Genomic DNA, 22,403 nt, shown 5'->3' with positions numbered 1-22,403 from the left:
GTCCGAAAGTATGGAGGTCTGATGGGCCGCTATGTGATCCGCCGGCTGATACAGGCGATCCCTGTTCTCATCGGTGCGACGTTCCTGATCTACTGGATCGTCTTCAAGCTGCCGGGTGACCCGGTGCAGGCGCTGGCGGGCGAGAGGCGCGCCGACCCGATCGTGGCGGACATGATCCGTCAGAAGTACCACCTGAACGACCCGTTCCTCGTTCAGTACTGGAACTACATCTCGGGTGTGTTCAGGGGCGACCTCGGTGAGAGCCTGCAGGGCCGCCAGGTGAGCGACCTGATCGGTGACGCCTTCCCGTACACCGTCAACCTCGCCCTGGTGGCTTTCGTCATCGAGGCGGTCGTCGGTGTCGCTGCGGGTGTCATGGCGGCCCTTCGCAAGGGCAAGTTCCTCGACCAGCTGATCCTCATCAGCACGCTGCTGGTCATCTCGATCCCGGTCTTCGTCACCGGCTTCATCCTCCAGCTGGTCCTCGGCGTCCAGTTGAAGAACTCGTACGGCATCGAACTATTCTCGGTCTCGTTCAACGAGGACGACGGGCTGCGGGCCTACCTGCTGCCGGCCTTCGTCCTGGCCTCGCTCTCGCTGGCGTACGTCGCCCGCCTGACCCGCACCAGCCTGATGGAGACCATGCGCGCGGACTACGTCCGCACCGCGGTCGCCAAGGGTCTGAAGCGTCGTCGGGTGATCGGCCGTCACGCCCTGCGCAACGCGCTGATCCCGATCATCACGTTCCTCGGCGCCGACCTCGGCGGTCTGATGGGCGGCGCGGTGATCACCGAGAAGATCTTCAACATCCACGGCATCGGCGGTCTGCTCGCCCAGGCCGTGTACCAGAAGCAGGGCACGATCATCGTCGGCGTCGTCACGCTGCTGGTGCTGATCTACCTCCTGACCACCCTGCTCGTGGACATGCTGTACGCCGTGCTCGACCCGAGGATTCGCTATGAGTGACACCATCACCAAGGACGCCTCGGCGCCGGCCGGGGACAACAGCCCGAAGGCCGCGCCGGCGAAGGCGAAGCCGGAGCGCGTCGCCAGCCTCTGGTCGGACGCGGTCCGCGACCTGCGGCGCAACCCGCTGTTCATCATCGGCAGCGTGCTGGTCCTGGCGCTGATCGTCATCTCGATCGTGCCGCAGTGGTTCACCGACGGCAGCCCGTTCGACAACGGCGCGTGCGACCTGTCGCACTCGCTGGAGCGCCCGAGCGCCGAGCACTGGTTCGGGTACGACGTCCAGGGTTGCGACAACTACACCCGCACCATCTGGGGTGCCCGCAACTCGATCATCGTCGGCATCCTGACCACCGCCACGGTCACCCTGGTGGGTGCGCTGCTCGGTCTCTGGGCGGGTTGGAAGGGCGGGATCATCGACTCGATCCTGTCCCGTTTCACCGAGATCTTCTTCTCGATCCCGCTGCTGCTCGGCGGCATGCTGATCATGTCGGTGATGGAGAAGGGCAACGCCTACACCGTCTCGCTGGTGATGGCCGTCCTCGGCTGGCCGCAGATCTTCCGCATCATGCGCGCCTCGGTGCTGTCCAACAAGAACAACGACTACGTGATGGCCGCCCGCGCCCTGGGCGCCGGCGCCGGCCGGATCACCTTCCGGCACATCCTGCCGAACGCCATCGCGCCGGTCATCGTCGTCGCCGCGATCAGCCTGGGCGTCTACATCGGTGCCGAGGCGGCGCTGTCCTACCTGGGCATCGGCGTCCAGTCCCCGGAGATCTCCTGGGGCCTGATGATCAGCGACGCCCAGGTGCGCTTCCTGGCGGCCCCGCACGTGCTGCTCTTCCCCGCTGCGGTCCTGAGCGTCACCGTGCTGGCCTTCATCATGCTCGGCGACGCGGTCCGCGACGCCCTCGACCCGAAGCTCCGCTGAGAGAAGAGGTGACGACCCGATGACCACCGTGATCGAGAAGAACCAGAAGAGCGGCCGGCTCGAAATCGGCACCCCGCTGCTGGAGGTCAAGGACCTCCACGTGGAGTTCCACACCCGGGACGGCGTCGCCAAGGCCGTGAACGGCGTCAACTACTCCGTGGCCGCCGGCGAGACCCTCGCGGTGCTCGGCGAGTCCGGCTCCGGCAAGTCGGTGACCGCCCAGACCATCATGGGCATCCTGGACATGCCGCCCGGCAAGATCAGCCAGGGCCAGATCCTCTACCGCGGCCAGGACATGCTGGCCATGAAGGAGGAGGAGCGCCGGCTCATCCGCGGCCAGAAGATCGCGATGATCTTCCAGGACGCGCTGTCCTCGCTCAACCCCGTCATGACCGTCGGCGCCCAGCTGGGCGAGATGTTCCGGGTGCACCGCGGCGCCTCCAAGAAGGAGGCCCGGGAGAAGGCCGTCGAGCTGATGGAGCGGGTGCGCATCCCCGCCGCCAGGCAGCGCGTCGGCGACTACCCGCACCAGTTCTCCGGCGGCATGCGCCAGCGCATCATGATCGCCATGGCGCTCTCCATGGAGCCCGACCTGATCATCGCGGACGAGCCCACCACCGCCCTGGACGTCACCGTCCAGGCCCAGGTGATGGACCTGCTCGCCGAGCTGCAGGCCGAGTACAACATGGGCCTGATCCTGATCACCCACGACCTCGGCGTGGTCGCCGACGTCGCGGACAAGATCGCCGTGATGTACGCGGGCCGGATCGTCGAGACCGCCCCGGTGCGCGAGCTGTACGCCAACCCGGCGCACCCGTACACCAAGGGCCTGCTCCGCTCGATCCCGCGCCTGGACCAGAAGGGCCAGGAGCTCTACGCGATCAAGGGCCTGCCCCCGAACCTGCTGAAGGTCCCGGCCGGCTGCGCGTTCAACCCCCGCTGTGACGTCGCCACCGACCTGTGCCGCACGGAGATCCCGGCGCTGCACCAGGTGACCGACAAGGACGGCAAGGAGCTCACCGGCCGCCGCAGCGCGTGCCACCTCTGGAAGGAGACCCTCCATGGCTGAGCCCATCCTGGAGGTCAAGGACCTGGTCAAGCACTACCCGCTGACCCAGGGCATCCTCTTCAAGAAGCAGGTCGGCGCGGTCAAGGCGGTCGACGGCATCTCCTTCGACCTGATGCGGGGCGAGACGCTCGGCATCGTCGGCGAGTCCGGCTGTGGCAAGTCCACGCTGGCCAAGGTGCTGATGAACCTGGAGCGGGCCACCTCCGGCCAGGTGCTCTTCAAGGGCGAGGACATCTCCAAGCTCAGCGGTGCCGGCCTCAAGGCCGTCCGCCGCAACATCCAGATGGTGTTCCAGGACCCGTACACCTCGCTGAACCCGCGCATGACGGTCGGCGACATCATCGGGGAGCCCTTCGAGATCCACCCCGAGGTGGCGCCCAAGGGCGACCGCCGTAAGGCCGTCCAGGACCTCCTGGACGTCGTGGGTCTGAACCCGGAGTACATCAACCGGTACCCGCACCAGTTCTCCGGCGGCCAGCGCCAGCGCATCGGCATCGCCCGCGGCCTCGCGCTCAAGCCCGAGATCATCATCTGCGACGAGCCGGTCTCCGCCCTGGACGTCTCCGTCCAGGCGCAGGTGATCAACCTGCTCGAGCAGCTGCAGAGCGACTTCGAGCTCTCCTACATGTTCATCGCGCACGACCTCTCCATCGTCCGGCACATCTCCGACCGCGTCGGCGTGATGTACCTCGGCAAGATGGTCGAGATCGGCAGCGACGAGGAGATCTACGAGAACGCCACCCACCCGTACACCCAGGCGCTGCTGTCCGCCGTGCCGGTGCCGGACCCGACCGCGCGCGAGTCGCGCGACCGGATCATCCTGAGCGGCGACATCCCCTCGCCGGCCAACCCGCCGTCGGGCTGCCGCTTCCGCACCCGCTGCTGGAAGGCGGAGGAGCGCTGCTCCACCGAGGTCCCGCTGCTCGCGGTGCCCTCGGTCCTGGAGGGCCCGGCCGCGCACCAGTCGGCCTGTCACTTCGCCGAGGTCCGGGAGACGGCCGCCGCCTGATCCCCGCTCCTCACGAGGCACCCGGAAGGGCCCGCGGCCACGCGCCGCGGGCCCTTCCGTCGTTCCGTCAACTCGGCGGGCGGGGTCCTGCACCCGTCCGGGGGTACCCGACTCGCGCCGTCGCCGGGGCGCGCTTCTCATGGGGTGTGATGCGACACACACCATGAGGAGGGACCTCCATGCCCGTAGCCGCCCGCGCTCGTTGGGTCCTCGCCGCTGCGACATCCGTGGTCCTGGTGGCCACCGGGTGCAGCAGCGGCGGCGGAGGCAGCAGCTCGTCGGACACCAGCAAGACCTTCAGCTACCAGAGCAGCGAGCCGCAGAACCCGTTGCAGCCCGCCAACGCGAACGAGGTCGGCGGTGGTCGCATCATCCAGAACCTCTTCAAGGGGCTCGTGGACTACGACCCGAGCAACGCGAAGATCCGCATGCAGGTGGCGAAGTCGATCGACACCAGCGACTCGCAGACCTTCACGGTGACCCTGAACGACGGCTGGAAGTTCCACGACGGCACCCCGGTGCACGCCAAGAACTTCGTCGACGCCTGGAACTGGGCGGCGACCGCCAGCAACAACCAGATCAACAGCTCCTGGTTCTCGGACATCGAGGGCTACAAGGACGTCCACCCGGCCAGCGGCCAGCCGACCACCACCAAGATGTCCGGCCTGACCGTCACCGGTGACCTGGGCTTCACCATCAAGCTGGTCAACAAGGTCTCGTACTTCGAGTACAAGCTCGGCTACATCGCCTTCTCGCCGCTGCCGGACGGCTTCTTCAACGACCCGGCCGGGTACGGCCAGAAGCCGGTGGGCAACGGCCCGTACCAGTTCGTCAGCTGGTCGCACAACCAGCAGGTGGTCACCAAGACCTTCCCGGACTACCAGGGCGTGGACAAGCCGAAGAACGGCGGCGTCGTCTTCAAGATGTACAACACGTCCGAGGCCGCCTACGCGGACCTGCAGTCCAACAACCTCGACGTGATGGACCAGGTGCCGCCGTCCGCGCTGGCCACCTACAAGAGCGACCTCGGGGACCGGGCGATCGACTCCCCGCAGGGCGCCATCCAGAACATCGGCTTCCCGCTCTACCAGGCCGACTGGGCCCCGCCGGAGAAGGCCAAGGTGCGCCAGGGCCTGTCGATGGCGATCGACCGCAACACCATCACCAAGACGGTGCTGCAGGGGTCGCGCGCGCCCGCCTCCGCCTGGGTGGCCGACGGCGTCGAGGGCTACAAGGCCGGCACCTGCGGCGACTTCTGCAACTTCGACCCGGCCAAGGCCAAGCAGCTGATCACCGAGGGCGGCGGTGTCCCCGGCAACAAGCTGACCATCACGTACAACGCGGACGGCGGCCACAAGGAGTGGGTCGACGCGGTCTGCAACTCGATCCGGCAGAACACCGGCGTCGAGTGCACCGGGGACCCGAAGCCCGACTTCAAGACGGCCCGGGCGGCGATCACCGGGCACCAGGTCACCGGCGCCTTCCGGACCGGCTGGGTGCAGGACTACCCGCTGAACGCCAACTTCCTGTCCGACGTCTACCGCACCGGCGCCGCGTCCAACGACTTCGGCTACAGCGACCCGCAGTTCGACGCGGACGCCACCAAGGCGGACGAGGCCCCCAACATCTCCGACACGGTGACCGGCTACCAGCAGGCCGAGGGGGTGCTGCCGAGCGGGATGCCCGCCATCCCGCTCTGGTACTACCGCACCAACTCGGGCTACTCCACCAACGTGCAGAACGTCATGTTCGACTCCTTCGGCAACCCGGCCTGGACCCAGGTCGAGGTCAAGGGCTGACCAGGCCCCCCGCGCCGGCCCCGCCCTCCCCGCACGGAGGGCGGGGCCCGGCCCTCCCGGCCGACCGTCCCGGCCGGTCGCGCACCTAGGAAGGAGGCTCGGATGGGCAGTTACGTACTGCGGCGGGTGCTGCAGATGATCCCGGTGTTCTTCGGCGCCACGCTGTTGATCTTCCTGATGGTCTACACGCTGCCGGGCGATCCGGTCTCGGCCCTGTTCGGCCAGAAGGCCGCCGACCCCGCGGTGGTGGCCAGCATCAAACACAAGTACTACCTCGACCAGCCGGTCTGGAAGCAGTACCTGCACTACATGGGCAACCTCTTCCAGGGCGACTTCGGCACCAGCTTCACCGGCCGCCCCGTCACCGACATCATGGCGGACGCCTTCCCGGTGACCATCCGGCTCGCCCTGCTGGCCTTCGGCTTCGAGGTGATCTTCGGCCTGCTCCTCGGCGTCGTCTCCGGCCTGCGGCGCGGCAGCATCCGGGACACCGCGGTGCTGGTCCTCACCCTGCTGGTGATCTCGATCCCGGTCTTCGTGCTGGCCTACATCGCCCAGACGATCTTCGCGACCAACCTGGGCTGGGTCACTCCGACCGTGCAGGACTCCACCGACATCTCCCAGCTGATCCTGCCCGCGATCGTGCTCGGCTCGCTCTCGCTCGCGTTCGTGGCGCGGCTCACCCGCACGTCCATCGGCGAGAACCTGCGGGCCGACTACATGCGCACGGCGGTCGCCAAGGGCCTGCCCCGGCGGACCATCATCACCCGCCACCTGCTGCGCAACTCGCTGATCCCGGTGGTCACCTTCCTCGGCACGGACCTCGGCGCGCTGATGGGCGGCGCCATCGTCACCGAGGGGATCTTCAACGTGCAGGGCATCGGCAACGTCCTGTACCGGGCGATCAACCAGAAGGAAGGCCCGACGGTGGTCGGCATCGTCACCGTCCTGGTGATCGTCTACCTCGTCGCCAGCCTGCTCGTCGACCTGCTCTACGCGGTCCTGGACCCGAGGATCCGCTATGCCTGACATCCACGACGAGGACTCGTACGAGCCGCACCCCAAGCCCGGGGTATCGCACCTCGACTTCGCCGGCGAGCAGGGCATGGCGGTCGAGCAGGAGACCCTGATCGAGGCCGACCCGGCCAAACGGGAGGAGGCCCGCAGCCTCTGGGGCGACGCCTGGCGCGACCTGCGGCGGCGGCCGGTCTTCCTGATCTCGACCGTCCTGATCCTGCTGCTGATCATCATGTCGATCTTCCCGTGGGCGTTCACCGACGCCGACCCGCGCAAGGCCGACCTGGTGCACGACTACCTCAAGCGCCCGGACTGGACCGACTTCTTCGGGGCCGGCTGGTTCGGCTACGACGCCCAGGGCCGCTCGATCTACGCCCGGGTGGTGTACGGCGCCCGCGCCTCGATCACGGTCGGCATCTTCGTGACCGCCGGCGTCACCCTGCTCGGCGGGCTGACCGGCATGGTCGCCGGCTACTTCGGCGGCGCCGTGGACGCAGTGCTCTCCCGGATCATCGACATCTTCTTCGGCATCCCGCTGCTGCTCGGCGCCCTGGTCCTGCTGAACGGCTTCTCCAGCCGCACGGTGTGGGCCGTGGTCTTCGCCCTGGTCGTCCTCGGCTGGACCCAGATCGCCCGCGTGATGCGCGGCGCCGTGCTGACCGTCAAACAGGCCGACTACGTGGTGGCCGGGCGGGCGCTCGGCGCGGGCACCGGGCGGCTGATGCTCCGGCACATCCTGCCGAACGCGGTGGCGCCGGTCATCGTGGTCGCCACCATCGCGCTCGGCGGGTACATCGCGACCGAGGCCACGCTGAGCTTCCTCGGCATCGGCCTGCAGGACCCGACCATCTCCTGGGGCATCGACATCTCCTCCGCCCAGAAGGTGATCCGCACCGCGCCGTACGTGATGTTCTTCCCGGCCGCGGCGCTCTCCGTCACCGTGCTGGCCTTCATCATGATGGGCGACGCGGTGCGCGACGCCCTCGACCCGAAGCTTCGCTGAGCGAGGGGAACGCATCGTGACTACAGCTGTGGACGCCACCAGGCCCGCGCGCGAGGCGCCGTACGAGGGGCCGCTGCTCGACGTGCGGGACCTGCACGTCGAGTTCGTCACCCGGGACGGCGTCGCCAGGGCGGTGAACGGGGTCAACTACAGCGTCCGGGCCGGGGAGACGCTGGCGGTGCTGGGGGAGTCCGGCTCGGGCAAGTCGGTGACCGCGCAGGCGATCATGGGGATCCTGGACATGCCGCCGGCCCGCATCCCGCGCGGTGAGATCCGCTTCCGCGGCCAGGACATGTTGAAGATGGGCAAGGAGGAGCGGCGGAAGATCCGCGGGCAGAAGATCGCGATGATCTTCCAGGACGCGCTCTCCTCGCTCAACCCGGTGCTGACGGTGGGCTTCCAGCTCGGCGAGATGTTCCGCGCCCACCACGGGACGTCCCGCAAGGACGCCAAGGACAAGGCCGTCGAGCTGATGGACCGGGTGCGCATCCCCGCCGCCAAGCAGCGCGTCAACGACTACCCGCACCAGTTCTCCGGCGGCATGCGCCAGCGCATCATGATCGCCATGGCGCTGGCCCTGGAACCGGACCTGATCATCGCGGACGAGCCCACCACGGCGTTGGACGTCACCGTCCAGGCCCAGGTGATGGACCTGCTCGCGGAGCTGCAGGCCGAGTTCCACATGGGGCTGATCCTGATCACCCACGACCTCGGCGTGGTCGCCGACGTCGCGGACAAGATCGCCGTGATGTACGCGGGGAGGATCGTCGAGACCGCCCCGGTGCACGAGCTCTACGCCCGGCCCGCCCACCCGTACACCCGCGGCCTGCTGGACTCCATCCCCCGGCTGGACCAGAAGGGCCAGGAGCTCTACGCGATCAAGGGCCTGCCGCCCAACCTGCTGCGGATCCCCAAGGGCTGCGCGTTCAACCCGCGCTGCCCGCGGGCGCAGGACCGCTGCCGGGCCGAGGTGCCGGAGCTGTTCCCCGTCACCGACGACGACGGCGCCCCGGTGACCGGGCGGGGCAGTGCCTGCTTCTTCTGGAAGGAGACCCTCCATGAGCAGCGCTAACGGAGCCAGCGCACTGGGTGCGGTGCCCGCGGAGGCCGCCTTCGCCCAGGCCGTGCCGCGCGGGGAGCCGATCCTGGAGGTGCGGGAGCTGGTCAAGCACTTCCCGCTGACCAAGGGGATCGTCTTCAAGAAGCAGGTCGGCGCGGTGAAGGCGGTCGACGGGGTCAGCTTCGACCTGATGCAGGGCGAGACGCTGGGCATCGTCGGCGAGTCCGGCTGCGGGAAGTCCACGCTGGCCAAGGTGCTGATGAACCTGGAGCCGGCCACCGGCGGGTCCGTGAAGTACAAGGGCGAGGAGATCTCCCGGCTGTCCGGGGCCGGGCTGAAGGCGGTGCGCCGGAACATCCAGATGGTGTTCCAGGACCCGTACACCTCGCTGAACCCGCGGATGACGGTCGGCGACATCATCGGGGAGCCCTTCGAGATCCACCCCGAGGTGGCACCGAAGGGGGACCGCCGCAAGGCCGTCCAGGACCTGCTGGACGTGGTCGGGCTGAACCCGGAGTACATCAACCGGTACCCGCACCAGTTCTCCGGCGGCCAGCGCCAGCGCATCGGCATCGCCCGGGGGCTGGCGCTCAAGCCGGAGGTGATCATCTGTGACGAGCCGGTCTCGGCGCTGGACGTCTCCGTCCAGGCGCAGGTGATCAACCTGCTGGAGCAGCTGCAGGGCGACTTCAACCTGTCGTACATGTTCATCGCCCACGACCTCTCGATCGTCCGGCACATCTCCGACCGGGTCGGGGTGATGTACCTCGGCAGGATGGTCGAGATCGGCAGCGACGCGGAGATCTACGACCACGCCACCCACCCGTACACCCAGGCCCTGCTGTCGGCCGTCCCGGTGCCCGACCCGACGGCCAGGGAGTCCCGGGACCGGATCGTGCTCACCGGGGACGTCCCCTCGCCGGCCAACCCGCCCTCGGGCTGCCGCTTCCGCACCCGGTGCTGGAAGGCGCAGGACCGCTGTGCGACCGAGACGCCGCTGCTGACCTCGCCGTCGTGGCTGGAGGGGGCGGCGCGGCACGACTCGGCGTGTCACTTCGCTGCGGAGCGCGAGAACGGGCAGGGCGCGGCGGAGCGCGAGAACGGGCAGGGCGCGGCGGAGCGCGAGAACGGGCAGGGCGCGGCGGAGCGCGAGAACGGGCAGAGCGCGGCGGAGCGCGAGAACGGGCAGGGCGCGGCGGAGCGCGGCGAGGGGCCGGGCGGGCAGGGCCCGCAGGACGAGCCGGGCCCGCAGGGCGGGGAGGACGGGCCGGGGAGCGGTCCGCCCGGGTAACGATTCGGTTGACGCCGCCGGCGCGGCGAGGCATCCAGGGCGCGTCCTCGATCGAGGGCGCGCCCTCGCGTTGTGCTGCGGAAATACCGCCGGAAAGATCATTACTCCTCGTAAACGCGCGAATACCGGCATCCGGTGTTCGCTATTCGGCGCTCGGAGCGGATGATTCCGTTTTCGATATGCGGGAATTTGGCGAGCATTGTCCGGCCTGGCCTGAGCATGTAATTGAAAAGAGACGTGACGTGGATTCCGCAAGGGGGGTCGGTTGATCGATAGTTGCTCTGCGCGTATCAGCGGTCACCTCGCCAACTGTGTGGATCGGCCCTGATGTCGACCTCCGCCATGCCCGGCACACCGAGTGGCGGGGCGCCGTTCGTTCGTAAGCCCCTAAATCGAGGAGCAGTTGAATGAGGCTCACCAAGACGATGCGTCTGACCGCGCTCGCGGCGTGTGCGGCACTGGCGATCTCCGCGTGCAGCACCGGCAGCGACAAGAAGTCCTCGGAGCAGGCGAGCGGCGGCACGGGCAAGACCGGCGGCTCGATCAGCATCGAGTCGGGTGAGCCGCAGAACGGCCTGATCCCGCAGAACACCGCGGAGTCCGAGGGTGCGCAGGTGGAGTTCGCGCTCTTCGCTGGCCTCGTCGAGTACGACCCCAAGACCACCGCGCCCAAGCTGCGCGTCGCCGAGTCGATCGAGACCCAGGACGCCACCGTCTGGACCATCAAGCTCAAGGACGGCTACACCTTCCACAACGGCGAGAAGGTCACCGCGCAGTCCTTCGTGGACGCCTGGAACTGGGGCGCCAACCAGGACAACGCCGCGCAGGGCCTGCCGTTCTACGACAAGATCCTCGGCTCCGAGGACCTCGCCCCGGGCAAGGACAAGAAGCCGACCGCGACCGAGCTCAAGGGCCTGAAGGTGGTCGACGACAAGACCTTCACCGTCACCCTCAAGGCGCCGTTCTCGCAGTTCAAGACCATGCTCGGGTACAACGCCTTCTACCCGCTGCCGAAGGCGTTCTTCGCGGACCCGAAGGCGTTCGGCGACAAGCCGATCGGAAACGGTCCGTTCCAGATGGACGGCGCCTGGGAGCACAACAAGCAGATCAAGATCAAGCGGTACGACAACTTCCCGTCCTTCGACCGAAAGGCGAAGCTGGATTCGGTCACGTTCAAGATTTACGACAAGCTGGAAACCGCGTACAACGACCTCCGCGCGGACAACATCCAGATCACCAACAAGCTGCCGATCTCGGCGCTCGCGACGGTCTCCCAGGAGTTCGGCGACCGGTACATCTACCGGCCGGAATCCGGTGTCGGCTACCTCGGATTCCCGATCTCGACCAACCCGGCGTTCAAGAGCGCGGACCTGCGCAAGGCGATCTCGATGGCGATCGACCGCGACGCGATCTGCAAGACGATCTTCTCCGGCACCCGCGTGCCGGCCTCGGACTTCATCAGCCCGATCATCCCCGGCTACCGCCAGGGCGCCCTCGGCGACGCCGCCAAGTACAACCCGGCGAAGGCCAAGGAGCTCTACACCCAGTCCGGCGGCCTGCCCGGCAACAAGCTCGAGATCGGGTACAACGCGGACGGCGGCCACAAGGAGTGGATCGAGGCCGTCGGCAACCAGCTGAAGAACAACCTCGGCATCGAGGTCACCTTCAAGCCGTTCGAGAAGTTCGGCAAGATCCTCGACGCCCTGGGCAAGAAGGAGTACTCGGGCGCCTTCCGGATGGCCTGGCAGATGGACTACCCGTCCATCGAGAACTACCTGCGCCCGATCTTCTCCAAGGTCGCCATCGAGAACGGCTCCAACTACGGCGGCTACGTCAACGAGGACTTCGAGGCGCTGCTCGCCAAGGCCGACGGCGCGAAGACCGACGACGAGGGCATCAAGCTCTACCAGCAGGCCGACGACATCCTGATCAAGGACCTCCCGTACATCCCGGTCTACACCTACATGCTCTCCTCGGCCTACACGAAGGCCGTGAAGAACGTGATCGTGGACGCGCAGAACCGGATCGACCTGGCCAGCGTCGAGCTCGCCTGATCCGACGTCACCCTCCCGCCCCCGGCGGGCGGGAGGAGCCCACGACCGGCACCACCGATGGGCGGTGCGGGAAACCCCCGCACCGCCCGTCAGTGGCGTGCCCCCAACCGTGAGGAGGCCGCATGGGCCGCTATGTGGTCCGCCGGGTCATCCAGGCCCTACCCGTGATCCTCGGCGCGACGTTCCTGATCTACGCACTGGTCTTCCTGCTGCCTGGCGACCCCATCCAAGCGCTGGCCGGTGAGAAGCGCGCGGACCCCACCGTGGTGGCGATCCTGCGCGACCGGTACCACCTGGACGACCCGTTCTTCGTCCAGTACTGGCACTACCTGATCGGGCTGTTCAAGGGCGACTTCGGTGAGGACTACCGCGGCAACGCGGTGGTCGACGTGATGACGCGGGCCTTCCCGTACACGATCAACCTGGCGCTGACCGCGCTGGGCGTGGAGATGGTCATCGGCATCGTGGCCGGCGTGGTCGCCGCGCTGCGGCGCGGGCGCTTCATCGACAACCTGGTGCTGATCTCGACCCTGATGGTCATCTCCATCCCGACCTTCGTGATCGGCTTCGTGCTCCAGCTGCTGCTCGGGGTGAAGCTCAACCGCGACTACGGCATCGACTTCTTCCCGGTCTCCTTCAACGAGGACGCCGGGTTCCGCTCGTACCTGGTGCCGGCCTACGTGCTGGCGTCCACCTCGCTCGCGTACATCGCCAGGCTCACCCGGACCAGCCTGATCGAGGTGATGCGGGCCGACTACGTCCGCACCGCGGTGGCCAAGGGCCTGAGTCCGGTGCGGGTGGTGGTGCGGCACGGGCTCCGGAACGCGCTGATCCCGATCATCACCTTCCTCGGCATGGACCTGGGCGGACTGATGGGCGGGGCGGTGATCACCGAGGGCATCTTCAACATCCCCGGGATCGGCCACCAGCTGTTCCAGTCCGTCTACCTGCGCGAACGGACCATCGTGGTGGGCGTGGTGAGCGCCCTGGTGATGGTCTACCTGTTCACCAACCTGGTGGTCGACCTGCTCTACGCCGTTCTTGACCCGAGGATCCGCTATGAGTGAGCCGACGAAGCACGAGGACGTGAAGGTGTCGATCCCCGCGCAGGCCGGCGGGGACGTCGCGGCCCCGGCCGCCCCGGCCGCGGCCGGCAAGGAGCGGGTGGCCAGCCTCTGGACCGACGCCTGGTACGACCTGCGGCGCAACCCGCTCTTCATCATCGGCGGCCTGCTGGTGCTGTTCATGGTGGCGCTGGCCGTCGCCCCGCAGCTGTTCACCGACCAGGACCCGAACTCGGCCGGCTTCTGCGAGCTCTCCTCCTCGTTGAAGCGCCCCAGCGCCGACCACTGGTTCGGCTTCGACGTCCAGGGCTGCGACATCTACACCCGGACGGTCTGGGGCGCCCGCAACTCGATCATCGTCGGCCTCCTGACCACCTCGCTGGTGGTCCTGGTCGGCGGGACCCTCGGTCTGCTGGCGGGCTGGCTGGCCGGCTTCTGGGACAGCCTGCTCTCCCGGGTCACCGAGATCTTCTTCGCGATCCCGCTGCTGCTCGGCGGCATGCTCATCATGTCGACCTGGCAGAAGGGCAACGCCTGGACGGTCTCGGCGGTGATGGCGGTGCTCGGCTGGCCGCAGATCTACCGGCTGATGCGCTCGGCGGTGATCTCCAACAAGCACAACGACTACGTCGTCGCGGCCCGCGCGCTGGGGGCCGGCACCCGGCGGATCGTCACCCGGCACATCCTGCCGAACGCGGTGGCCCCGGTGATCGTGGTCTCCACCATCAACCTCGGCGTCTACATCGGCGCCGAGGCGGCGCTGTCCTACCTGGGCATCGGCATCCAGTCCCCGGCGATCTCCTGGGGCCTGATGATCAGCGACGCCCAGTCCCGCTTCCTGAACGCCCCGCACGTGCTGCTCTTCCCGGCGGCCGTGCTGAGCATCACCGTGCTGGCGTTCATCATGCTCGGCGACGCGGTCCGCGACGCCCTCGACCCCAAACTGCGCTGAGGAGGGCCGCGAACCATGGCTGACCTGACGAAGCCGTCCGGGAGCAGGGACGGCGGGCCGCGGATGGACGCGGTCCAGGTGATCGGCGGCGGACGGGAGCACCTGGTGCCCGGCACGCCGCTGCTGGAGGTCGACGACCTGCACATCGAGTTCCACACCCGGGACGGCGTCGCCAAGGCCGTCAACGGGGTGAGCTACTCGGTGTCGGCCGGCGAGACCCTGGCGGTGCTGGGGGAGTCCGGCTCGGGCAAGTCGGTGACCGCGCAGGCGATCATGGGCATCCTCGACATGCCGCCGGGGCGGATCACGGCGGGCCGGATCCTCTTCCGCGGTCAGGACCTGCTGACCATGGGCGCCAAGGCCCGGCGGGCGGTGCGCGGCCGGAAGATCGCGATGATCTTCCAGGACGCGCTCTCCTCGCTCAACCCGGTGCTCAGCGTGGGCTACCAGCTCGGCGAGATGTTCCGGGTGCACCAGGGGGCCACCCGCAAGGAGGCGAAGGAGAAGGCCGTCGAGCTGATGGAGCGGGTGCGCATCCCCGCCGCCAGGCAGCGCGTCGGCGACTTCCCGCACCAGTTCTCCGGCGGCATGCGCCAGCGCATCATGATCGCCATGGCGCTCTCCATGGAGCCCGACCTGATCATCGCGGACGAGCCCACCACCGCCCTGGACGTCACCGTCCAGGCCCAGGTGATGGACCTGCTCGCCGAGCTGCAGAACGAGTTCCACATGGGGCTGATCCTGATCACCCACGACCTCGGCGTGGTCGCCGACGTCGCGGACAAGATCGCCGTGATGTACGCGGGCCGGATCGTCGAGACCGCCCCGGTGCGCGAGCTCTACGCCCGGCCCGCCCACCCGTACACCCGCGGCCTGCTCACCTCGATCCCGCGGCTGGACCAGAAGGGGCAGGACCTCTACGCGATCAAGGGCCTGCCGCCGAGCCTGCTGCGGATCCCGCAGGGCTGCGCGTTCAACCCGCGCTGCGACCGGGCGCGGGACCGCTGCCTGACCGAACTCCCGGCGCTGGTCCCGGTGCTGGACGCCGACGGGGCCGACCTGCCGGGCCGCCGCAGCGCCTGCCACTTCTGGAAGGAGACCCTCCATGGCTGAGCCGATCCTGGAGGTCCGGGACCTGGTCAAGCACTACCCGCTGACCCAGGGCATCCTCTTCAAGCGGCAGGTCGGCGCGGTGAAGGCGGTCGACGGGGTCAGCTTCGACCTGGTGAAGGGCGAGACGCTGGGCATCGTCGGCGAGTCCGGCTGCGGGAAGTCCACGCTGGCCAAGGTGCTGATGAACCTGGAGCGGGCCACGGCCGGCCGGGTGCTCTTCAAGGGCGAGGACATCACCCGGCTGTCCGGGGCCGGGCTGAAGGCGGTGCGGCGGAACATCCAGATGGTGTTCCAGGACCCGTACACCTCGCTGAACCCGCGGATGACGGTCGGCGACATCATCGGGGAGCCCTTCGAGATCCACCCCGAGGTGGCGCCCAAGGGGGACCGCCGCAAGGCCGTCCAGGACCTGCTGGACGTGGTCGGGCTGAACCCGGAGTACATCAACCGGTACCCGCACCAGTTCTCCGGCGGCCAGCGCCAGCGCATCGGCATCGCCCGCGGCCTCGCGCTCAAGCCGGAGCTGATCATCTGTGACGAGCCGGTCTCCGCCCTGGACGTCTCCGTCCAGGCACAGGTGATCAACCTGCTGGAGCAGCTGCAGGGCGACTTCGGGCTCTCCTACATGTTCATCGCGCACGACCTCTCGATCGTCCGGCACATCTCCGACCGGGTCGGCGTGATGTACCTCGGCACGATGGTCGAGATCGGTACGGAGGAGGAGATCTACTCCTACCCGACGCACCCCTACACCCAGGCCCTGCTGTCGGCCGTCCCGGTGCCCGACCCGACCGGGCGGGAACAGCGCGAGCGCATCCTGCTCAGCGGCGACCTGCCCTCACCGGCCAACCCGCCGTCGGGCTGCCGCTTCCGCACCCGCTGCTGGAAGGCGGAGGAGCGCTGCTCCACCGAGGTCCCGCTGCTCGCGGTGCCCGCGCTGCTGGAGGGCCCGGCCGCGCACCAGGCGGCCTGCCACTTCGCCGAGGTCCGGGACGTGATCGGGACGGGCTGACGCCGGCCCGCGCGAGCGGCCGGGCTCCGGGGGCGAACGGCACCCGGGGCCCGGCCGGTTCGGCGGTGTGCGCGTCGGCCGCCCCGGCCGGGCTCAGCGCTCGAAGCCGACGTTCTCCCAGGCGATGTCGGACAGCCCCTGCGCGCCGATGTTGGCGAGGTTGGCGCGGGCGCCGTACAGCTGCGGGCGCTGGTAGAGCGGGAGCACGCCGGCCACCTTCCACAGTTCGCCGTCGGCCTGGTTGATCGCCTCGGACGCGGTGGCGGCGTCCGGTGCCGCGGCGGCCCGGTCGAGGGCGGCGTCCACCGCCTGGCTGCCGGCGCCGACGTGGTTGGTGCCGCCGTTCTGGACGAAGTTGGCGCGGTTGCCGCTGGCGGGGAAGGGCGTGCCGAGCAGCGAGTAGGCGGTGATGTCGAAGTCGTCGCGGTTGACGTACCGGTCGAAGAACTCGTTGGCGGCGGCGGTCACCGTGGTGACCTTGACGCCGACGTCCTTGAGCATCCTGGTGGTGGTGGCGGCCTCGTTCTGGGCCTGGGTGACGCCGGCCGGGATGACCATCCGCAGGTTCAGCTCGCGGCCGTCCTTCTTCCGCACGTCGCCGTCGAGCTTCCAGCCGGCCGCGTCCAGCTTGCGGGCGGCCTCGGCGGGGTCGTAGCGGCTGAGGCCGAGGGAGTTGTCCCGGTACGCGTTCTGGTTGGCGACCAGCAGGTGGTTGTTGAGCGGGACGGCGGGCCAGTCCAGACCGTTGAGGTCGGCGCGGATGACGGCGTCCCGGTTGATCGCCTGGAAGACGGCCTGGCGGACGGTCGCGTCGCTGAGCGCCGGGGTACGGGCGTTCAGCGTGAACTGGCGGAAGTCCGGCCCGCCGGCCCGGCGCACCGCGGCGCCCTTGGTGTTCCTGATCGTCTGGTAACCGGCCACGTCGGGGCCGTTGTTGAAGAGGTCGATCTCGCCCTTGGCGAAGGCGGCGGCCATGGCGTTGGGCAGCATCGCGTGGAACACGATCCGGTCCAGCACCGGCTTGTCGCCCCACCAGCCCGGGTCGGCGACCAGGGTGACGGTCTGCGCGGCGCGGTCCAGCTGCTCCACCTTGAACGGGCCGGCGGTGACCGGGATCGCGTCCAGGTAGGCGGAGTTGAACTGGTCCGGGGTGGCGACCCGGCTCGCCGGCAGCAGCGGCGCGTTGGCGGCGCCGTTGAACATCGACTGCCACTCGGAGAACGGGCGGTCGAAGGTCATCACGGCCTGGAAGTCGTCCTTGCCGCGCTCGACCGAGGAGACCAGCTCGAAGCCGGTGCTGCTGGACGACTTGTAGGCCGGGTCCTTCCCGTTCAGGGCGCGCCAGTTGGCCTCGATGTCGCGCCACGTGATCGGGGTGCCGTCGGACCAGTGGGCCTTCGGGTTGAGCGTCCAGACGACCACCTGCCGGCCGTCCCGCTGCTCCGCGTGGGCGTCCTGCAGGTAGGCCGGGTTGACGGTCTGGGTGCCGGCCGCGTCGGAGCGGAAGAAGGTCGGCAGCAGGGGCTTGGTGACGCTGATCGTCGAGGACTCGCTGCCGTCGGCGTGGATCGGCGACCACTGCCGGGAGAACTGCGCGATCGCCAGGTTGAGGGTGCCGCCCTGACGCAGCTGGGCGCGGTCACGCGGGTTGACGTCGATCGAGGTCAGCTTGGGGGTGCCGGCGGCCGGCAGCCCGTCGGCGGAGCCGCCGCCCTGACCGGACGCGCACGAACAGAGCGCCAGCGAGAGGGAGAGGGCGGTGAGACCGGCGAGTACGGCCGTCCGGTGGTGGAGGCGGCGGCTCATCGGCGTGCTCCCGAGGTGGCTGTGGCGGAAGGTGTGGCGTCACATCTTGCTGACCGGGAGGTGGAGTTGTCGAGGGGCGGGGGGGGGGGCCGCCCCGGGGGGGGGGGGCGGGCCCCCCCGCGGGGGGGGGGGGCCGGGGGGCGGGGGGGGGGCGGGGGCGGGTGGGGTGGGAGGAGCGGCGGGGAACGGGGAGAGGGCGCCCCCCCCGCGGGGGGCGGGCCCCCCCCCCCCGCCCCTGGACGGGTGCCGCTCGGCGTCAGGCGGCGGTGAACTTGAAGGTGCGGTCCTTGTCGCCGCTCTTCTCGAGCAGCGGGGTGAGGGCGTCCGCGACGTCCTGCGGGGTGAGCACGGCGGTCTGGCCGTTCTTCTTGACCTTCACCTTGTCGAACACGCCGTCCAGCTGGGCCTTCAGCGCGTCGAGGTCCCACTTGGGCACGATCTTGCCGGAGGCGTCCGGGACGAGCGTCAGCGCCTTGGCGGCGCTCTTCGGCCCGAAGTCCCACTTCTTGACGCCGACCAGGACGTGGATGTTGCCGTTGACCGCGGACTTGCCGAGGCTGTCGGCGGCGGCCTGCAGCGCCTGCGCGGAGGTCTTGGGCTGGGCGGCCGTCACCGCGAGGGCGACCGGCTGGTCGGGCTTGCCGGCCGCGCGGTCGCGGTAGGCCTGCTCGACCACGTCGAGGGCGCTCGCCGAGTCCACGGCCTGGCCGGCCCGGCCGGGCACGACGACCGGGTCGCCGTTGTCGGCGAACTTGACGTAGCCCTCCTGCAGCCCGGAGCCCGAGCCGGCGGCCAGGGTGTCCAGGGCGGCCTTCAGCTTGGCCCGGTCGACCTTGACCTCCGGGGCGACGGCCTTGGTGCCGCCCTGGAGGGACTTGATGACGTCCACCGGGTTGTAGCTGTGCTGGGCGAGGCCGTCCACGGTGCCGGTGGTGTCGAAGGCGAGCCCGGCCACGGTCGGGTCGAGGTCCAGCACCTGGTCGCCGACCTTCAGCTTGAGCGGCTGCTGACCGGCCTTGCCGACGGTCTCGTCGAGCTGGTGGATGGCCTGGTCGCGGCTGCTGCCGCCGATGTCGGTGCCGAGCACGACGGTCCCCTTGGGGATGTCGGACTGGTTGAGCATCAGGCCGGTGCCGTACGCGGCGGCGCCGAGGAACAGCACCCCGCCGACGCCGTAGACGGCCAGCTTGACGAGCTTCTTGCCGGAACCGCCGCGCTTGCCCTTGGCGGGCTCGGCCTTCGCCGGCTGCGGCGCCGGCTTGGCCGCCGCCGGACCGTCCGGCGCGGGCCTGCCCTGGGCCGGGTGCGGCTGGGCGCCGTCGGGGCGCGGGCCGGGAGTCGGCAGCGGGGTGAACTCGGTGGCCTCCGGGTCCTGGCCGGCCTGCTGCGGGCGGCCCGGGGCCGCGCCGGGCGCTCCCGGGAAGAGTCCGCCGGGGGCCGGGGCGGCGAAGGCGTCCTGGCCGGGGTGCTGCGGGGCGAAGGCGTCCTGGCCCGGGCGCTTGGTGGCGAACGGGTCGGCGCCGGCCGGGGCCGAGGCGAACAGGCCGGGCTGCGGGCGGGTCTCGCCGCCGTGCGCGGCGCCGTTCTGCGGCAGGCCGGATATGGCGCCGGGCGGCGGGGTGTTCTCGCGGACCGGCCGGAAGCCGTCGACCGAGGTGTCCTCCGGGTTGGCCTCGCCGGCCGCCGGGCCCTGCGGGTGGGCGCCGGGGCGCGGGCCCTGCTGCGGGCCGCCGGCCGGTCGGCCGCCCCGAGGGGCGCCGTTGGGCCGCGCGCCGTTGGGCTGGGTGCCGTTCGGCCGCGCGCCGTTGGGCTGCGCGCCGTTCTGCGGGCGGGCGCCGCGCTGGCCGCGGGCACCGGCCTCGGGTGCCGCCGGGGCGAACGGGTCGGCGACGGGGGCGGCGGCCTCGTAGACGCCGGGCTCCTCCGCGGGGGCCTGCGGACCGGCCGGGTTCGACGCCTGCGCGGGCACCGGACGGCCGTTCGGGCGGGCCGCGCCCTGGGCGGCCGCGGGGCGGGAGCCGCCCGGCCGGGCGGCGGCGGCCGGGGCGGCCTTGGCGCGCGGCTCGGCGCCGGCGGGCGCGGCCGGGGCCTCCGCGGTGCCCGGGGCGCCGGCGGCGACGGCGGCCGGGGCCGGCTCGCCGGCCTTCTTCTGCCGCGGCCGGAACCAGGCACCGGTGGACTCGGACTCGGAGGTCGCCGGCGGGATCGGCGGGATCTGCCACTCCGGCGGCAGGTTCGGCGGGGTGGCCGTGCGGGTGTCACCCTCCATCACCCCGAGGACGGGGGAGGCGGGCGCGGAACGGTGCCGCGGGCCGCCCGGCTCGGCGGCCGCCGGGGCGTCCTCGCCGGAGCCGCCGTCCTCGTTCTTGACGGTGCTGCGGACCACGACCGGCGGGATCGGGCGCGAGCCCGGGATGTTGATCCGGACCCGGGTGGTCAGCGTGGTCTCGGTCTTGGGGCCGTCGTCCTCGGCGCCCGACGCGGCGCCCTGGGCGGCCGCGGCCCGGTCGCCGCCGGGGAGCCCCGGTGTGCCGTAGGGCGGGGTGCCCGACGGGTAGGCGTCCGGCCCCGTACGCCGCGGCGTCGGGTGGGCGTTGTCAGATTCGCGGCTGCTCAATGCTGCTCTGCTCCGGGTTCGCGGGCGGGCCGTGCGGCGCGACCGCGGTTCGTGGTCGCCGGGCCTGGGCGGGCGGCGGTCGGGTACGGCGTTCTGCGGGACCACCATACTGGGAAGAACTGAGCGGCGAACGGCTTCGGACAGATCCTGATACGTCCGGTTCCTCCGTTATGAGAGTACGGCCGTGTGGTCCTGACTGCGCGTCGTGCGCAGCCCCGTTCGCGCCCCGTGGGCGGGGTCAGCGCGGTGGCGCCGGCACGCCCGGGAACCAGCTCGTGCGGGTGGGCAGGGTGGCGCAGATCACGCCGAGGACGGAGCCGGCGAACAGCCAGGCCAGCGAGGTGGCGTTGGACCACAGCACGTTGTCGCCCTCCGGCCGGGGCACGATCAGCAGCAGCATCGCCAGGAACCAGCCGGCCGCGGGCATCGCGGCGCCGAGCCGGGTGCCGGTGACCCGCAGGCCCGCGTAGAAGGTGGCGCCGGTCGCGGCGAGTGCCAACAGGACTCCCACGGGCGGCCACAAGGCCTGCACAAAGGATCCGCAGACCGACACCGCGATGCCCAGCAGGAAGAACAGCAGGTAGGCCGCGATGCGGGCGGCGCGCGGGGGCTGAGGCTCGGCCAGCCGCTCGTCGCGGGTGCCGAGGACGATCGCCGGGATCGAGCGGCGCGGCGCCCGGGCGGTGGCGGGCTCGGTCATCGGGTGCTCTCCTCGGCGGTGGTGTGCAGCGGCTCGGGGTCGGGCGCCAGGCCCGCGAACAGGTCGTCCTCGGGTCGGCCGGGGCCGGCCTGGCCGCGCACCAGCTGGTAGTACTCGGTGGCGACCAGCGGCTGGCCGAGGTCGTTGGAGAGCGCGAAGAAGGGGCCGGCCACGGTGATCTGGGTGGCGTGGGCGGCCATCGCGGCCGCCTTGCGCCCGGCGTGCGCGGTGCCGTCCAGGACGGTGGTGACCAGCTCGTCGGCCACCACCCCCGGGACGTCGGCCGGGGCGGCCACGCCGGGGAACGGCGCCCGGGCGGCCGTCTCGGCGAGCCCGGCCTCGATCACCGAGCGGGGCATCCGGTTCCAGTACACCTTGGCGATCCGCCAGGCCGGGCCGAGCTCCGGGCGGTGGGCCGGGTCGGCCGCCAGCTCGTACCCGCGCATCGCGACCCGGTGCGCCTGGACGTGGTCCGGGTGCCCGTAGCCGCCGTCCTCGTCGTAGGTGACCAGCACCTGCGGCCGGACCTCGCGGATCACCGCGACGAGGTGGCCGGCCGCCTCGTCCACGTCGGCCTGCCAGAAGCAGCCGGGCACGTCGTTGTCGGGCACGCCCATCATCCCGGAGTCGCGGTAGCGCCCCGGGCCGCCGAGGAAGCGGAAGTCGGTGACGCCGAGGGCGCGCATCGCCTCGGTGAGCTCGCCGATCCGGTACGTGCCGAGGGTGTCGTCCCGATCGGCCGTCAGGTGGGCCAGCTCGGGGGGGATCACCTCGCCGCCCTCGCCGAGGGTGCAGGTCACCAGGGTGACGTGGGCGCCCTCGGCGGCGTACCGGGCCATGGTGGCGCCGTTGCCGATCGACTCGTCGTCGGGGTGGGCGTGCACCAGGAGCAGGCGGCGGCCGGTAGTCGCGGTCATGGGAGGAAGCCTAACGACCGGCC

18 protein-coding genes are annotated in these 22,403 nt (G+C 70.4%); 14 read left to right on the top strand and 4 right to left on the bottom strand.

The genetic code is table 11. The annotated features are described in order from the left end of the window. Window positions 1–21: 21 nt before the first annotated feature. The 14 genes from ACFYUY_RS27160 (at window position 22) to ACFYUY_RS27095 (ending at window position 16,340) form a co-directional block, all read left to right on the top strand. The gene (locus tag ACFYUY_RS27160; RefSeq protein WP_387904447.1) at window positions 22–966 is read left to right on the top strand and encodes an ABC transporter permease; all 945 of its coding nucleotides are present in this window, start codon (window positions 22–24) and stop codon (window positions 964–966) included. After that, on the top strand, window positions 959–1,897 hold the full coding sequence (locus ACFYUY_RS27155; RefSeq protein ID WP_387904445.1) for an ABC transporter permease: 939 nt from the start codon (window positions 959–961) through the stop codon (window positions 1,895–1,897). The genes ACFYUY_RS27160 and ACFYUY_RS27155 overlap by 8 nt, the downstream gene beginning before the upstream one ends. Before the next feature lie 19 nt (window positions 1,898–1,916). Continuing rightward, window positions 1,917–2,966 carry an ABC transporter ATP-binding protein gene (locus ACFYUY_RS27150; protein ID WP_360210818.1) on the top strand — a complete coding sequence of 350 codons (1,050 nt, stop codon included), beginning with the start codon at window positions 1,917–1,919 and terminating at the stop codon, window positions 2,964–2,966. After that, window positions 2,959–3,975, top strand: coding sequence for a dipeptide ABC transporter ATP-binding protein (locus ACFYUY_RS27145; protein WP_360210816.1), 1,017 nt, complete (start codon window positions 2,959–2,961; stop codon window positions 3,973–3,975). The genes ACFYUY_RS27150 and ACFYUY_RS27145 overlap by 8 nt, the downstream gene beginning before the upstream one ends. 179 nt (window positions 3,976–4,154) lie before the next feature. Continuing rightward, window positions 4,155–5,774: an ABC transporter substrate-binding protein gene (locus tag ACFYUY_RS27140; protein ID WP_360210814.1), complete on the top strand. Its 1,620-nt coding sequence runs from the start codon at window positions 4,155–4,157 to the stop codon at window positions 5,772–5,774. A 102-nt stretch (window positions 5,775–5,876) separates the two neighbouring features. After that, window positions 5,877–6,803, top strand: coding sequence for an ABC transporter permease (locus tag ACFYUY_RS27135; RefSeq protein WP_360210812.1), 927 nt, complete (start codon window positions 5,877–5,879; stop codon window positions 6,801–6,803). 76 nt (window positions 6,804–6,879) lie between these two features. Then, window positions 6,880–7,794: an ABC transporter permease gene (locus tag ACFYUY_RS27130; RefSeq protein ID WP_360210968.1), complete on the top strand. Its 915-nt coding sequence runs from the start codon at window positions 6,880–6,882 to the stop codon at window positions 7,792–7,794. Window positions 7,795–7,810: 16 nt separating this feature from the next. After that, window positions 7,811–8,866, top strand: coding sequence for an ABC transporter ATP-binding protein (locus ACFYUY_RS27125; RefSeq protein WP_360210810.1), 1,056 nt, complete (start codon window positions 7,811–7,813; stop codon window positions 8,864–8,866). After that, the gene (locus ACFYUY_RS27120) at window positions 8,853–10,145 is read left to right on the top strand and encodes an ABC transporter ATP-binding protein (protein WP_387904441.1); all 1,293 of its coding nucleotides are present in this window, start codon (window positions 8,853–8,855) and stop codon (window positions 10,143–10,145) included. Before ACFYUY_RS27125 ends, ACFYUY_RS27120 begins: the two co-directional genes overlap by 14 nt. Before the next feature lie 407 nt (window positions 10,146–10,552). Continuing rightward, window positions 10,553–12,199 (top strand): ABC transporter substrate-binding protein, encoded by a 1,647-nt coding sequence (locus ACFYUY_RS27115; RefSeq protein ID WP_360210806.1) that lies wholly within the window; start codon window positions 10,553–10,555, stop codon window positions 12,197–12,199. 122 nt (window positions 12,200–12,321) lie between these two features. Then, a complete protein-coding gene (locus ACFYUY_RS27110) occupies window positions 12,322–13,266 on the top strand; it encodes an ABC transporter permease (RefSeq protein ID WP_360210804.1) in 945 nt (314 codons plus the stop codon). Then, window positions 13,259–14,215 (top strand): ABC transporter permease, encoded by a 957-nt coding sequence (locus tag ACFYUY_RS27105; protein WP_360210802.1) that lies wholly within the window; start codon window positions 13,259–13,261, stop codon window positions 14,213–14,215. Before ACFYUY_RS27110 ends, ACFYUY_RS27105 begins: the two co-directional genes overlap by 8 nt. 63 nt (window positions 14,216–14,278) lie before the next feature. Further along, window positions 14,279–15,328, top strand: coding sequence for an ABC transporter ATP-binding protein (locus ACFYUY_RS27100; protein WP_387904533.1), 1,050 nt, complete (start codon window positions 14,279–14,281; stop codon window positions 15,326–15,328). After that, window positions 15,321–16,340: a dipeptide ABC transporter ATP-binding protein gene (locus ACFYUY_RS27095; protein ID WP_360210800.1), complete on the top strand. Its 1,020-nt coding sequence runs from the start codon at window positions 15,321–15,323 to the stop codon at window positions 16,338–16,340. The genes ACFYUY_RS27100 and ACFYUY_RS27095 overlap by 8 nt, the downstream gene beginning before the upstream one ends. 93 nt (window positions 16,341–16,433) lie before the next feature. On the opposite strand, the gene ACFYUY_RS27090 is transcribed toward ACFYUY_RS27095, so the two are convergent. From ACFYUY_RS27090 to mshB, 4 genes are all read right to left on the bottom strand, one after another. After that, window positions 16,434–18,146, bottom strand: a complete 1,713-nt coding sequence (locus ACFYUY_RS27090; RefSeq protein WP_387904438.1) for an ABC transporter family substrate-binding protein — start codon at window positions 18,144–18,146, stop codon at window positions 16,434–16,436. Between the two features lie 256 nt (window positions 18,147–18,402). Next, window positions 18,403–20,763 (bottom strand): peptidoglycan binding domain-containing protein, encoded by a 2,361-nt coding sequence (locus ACFYUY_RS27085; protein ID WP_387904436.1) that lies wholly within the window; start codon window positions 20,761–20,763, stop codon window positions 18,403–18,405. Window positions 20,764–21,001: 238 nt separating this feature from the next. Next, window positions 21,002–21,463 (bottom strand): DUF6113 family protein, encoded by a 462-nt coding sequence (locus tag ACFYUY_RS27080; protein ID WP_360213779.1) that lies wholly within the window; start codon window positions 21,461–21,463, stop codon window positions 21,002–21,004. Further along, the gene (gene mshB, locus ACFYUY_RS27075) at window positions 21,460–22,380 is read right to left on the bottom strand and encodes an N-acetyl-1-D-myo-inositol-2-amino-2-deoxy-alpha-D-glucopyranoside deacetylase (protein ID WP_387904433.1); all 921 of its coding nucleotides are present in this window, start codon (window positions 22,378–22,380) and stop codon (window positions 21,460–21,462) included. Before mshB ends, ACFYUY_RS27080 begins: the two co-directional genes overlap by 4 nt. Between the last annotated feature and the right edge of the window lie 23 nt (window positions 22,381–22,403).

The sequence above is a fragment of the Kitasatospora sp. NPDC004745 genome (genome assembly GCF_042873275.1).
Classification (GTDB): Bacteria; Actinomycetota; Actinomycetes; order Streptomycetales; family Streptomycetaceae; genus Kitasatospora.
The sequence above is the reverse complement of the archived record's forward strand: the minus strand, read 5'-3'. Positions and strand labels throughout refer to the sequence as shown.

Excerpts from the sequence above, each read along its gene's own strand:
- ACFYUY_RS27160 (WP_387904447.1), top strand. The coding sequence starts at position 22 with ATGGGCCGCTATGTGATCCGCCGGCTGATACAGGCGATCCCTGTTCTC.
- ACFYUY_RS27155 (WP_387904445.1), top strand. The coding sequence starts at position 959 with ATGAGTGACACCATCACCAAGGACGCCTCGGCGCCGGCCGGGGACAAC.
- ACFYUY_RS27150 (WP_360210818.1), top strand. The coding sequence starts at position 1,917 with ATGACCACCGTGATCGAGAAGAACCAGAAGAGCGGCCGGCTCGAAATC.
- ACFYUY_RS27145 (WP_360210816.1), top strand. The coding sequence starts at position 2,959 with ATGGCTGAGCCCATCCTGGAGGTCAAGGACCTGGTCAAGCACTACCCG.
- ACFYUY_RS27140 (WP_360210814.1), top strand. The coding sequence starts at position 4,155 with ATGCCCGTAGCCGCCCGCGCTCGTTGGGTCCTCGCCGCTGCGACATCC.
- ACFYUY_RS27135 (WP_360210812.1), top strand. The coding sequence starts at position 5,877 with ATGGGCAGTTACGTACTGCGGCGGGTGCTGCAGATGATCCCGGTGTTC.
- ACFYUY_RS27130 (WP_360210968.1), top strand. The coding sequence starts at position 6,880 with ATGGCGGTCGAGCAGGAGACCCTGATCGAGGCCGACCCGGCCAAACGG.
- ACFYUY_RS27120 (WP_387904441.1), top strand. The coding sequence starts at position 8,853 with ATGAGCAGCGCTAACGGAGCCAGCGCACTGGGTGCGGTGCCCGCGGAG.
- ACFYUY_RS27115 (WP_360210806.1), top strand. The coding sequence starts at position 10,553 with ATGAGGCTCACCAAGACGATGCGTCTGACCGCGCTCGCGGCGTGTGCG.
- ACFYUY_RS27110 (WP_360210804.1), top strand. The coding sequence starts at position 12,322 with ATGGGCCGCTATGTGGTCCGCCGGGTCATCCAGGCCCTACCCGTGATC.
- ACFYUY_RS27105 (WP_360210802.1), top strand. The coding sequence starts at position 13,259 with ATGAGTGAGCCGACGAAGCACGAGGACGTGAAGGTGTCGATCCCCGCG.
- ACFYUY_RS27100 (WP_387904533.1), top strand. The coding sequence starts at position 14,279 with ATGGACGCGGTCCAGGTGATCGGCGGCGGACGGGAGCACCTGGTGCCC.
- ACFYUY_RS27095 (WP_360210800.1), top strand. The coding sequence starts at position 15,321 with ATGGCTGAGCCGATCCTGGAGGTCCGGGACCTGGTCAAGCACTACCCG.
- ACFYUY_RS27090 (WP_387904438.1), bottom strand. The coding sequence starts at position 18,146 with ATGAGCCGCCGCCTCCACCACCGGACGGCCGTACTCGCCGGTCTCACC.
- ACFYUY_RS27080 (WP_360213779.1), bottom strand. The coding sequence starts at position 21,463 with ATGACCGAGCCCGCCACCGCCCGGGCGCCGCGCCGCTCGATCCCGGCG.
- mshB (WP_387904433.1), bottom strand. The coding sequence starts at position 22,380 with ATGACCGCGACTACCGGCCGCCGCCTGCTCCTGGTGCACGCCCACCCC.